The sequence below is a fragment of the Thermus sp. FJN-A genome, from assembly GCF_054655095.1.
On sequence record NZ_BAAHSC010000260.1, the window covers coordinates 1 to 236 of the forward strand.

Here is a 236-nt window from a genome sequence, read left to right on the forward strand (position 1 = left end):
TCCTCACCCCCGAGGAGCTGGCCCGCGCCCTAAGGGTGGACCCGGAAACGGTGCGCCGCTGGCTCCGGGAGGGCCAGGTGCGGGGGCAGAAGGCGGGGCGGCTCTGGCGGGTGCCCTGGGAGGAGGGGGTGCGGCTTTTGGGCAGCGAGGAGCGCCTGGAGGAGGCCCTGAGGGAGGTGCTGGGGTGAGGGTGGTGGCCGTGGTGAACGGCAAGGGCGGGGTGGGCAAGACCACCA

General features: G+C 74.2%; 1 protein-coding gene. It reads left to right on the top strand.

Annotated elements, in window-relative coordinates:
• A partial coding sequence (locus tag ACYQ0J_RS13640; RefSeq protein ID WP_460170253.1) for a helix-turn-helix domain-containing protein occupies positions 1-188 on the top strand: 188 nt, incomplete at its 5' end.
• Positions 189-236: the final 48 nt, after the last annotated feature.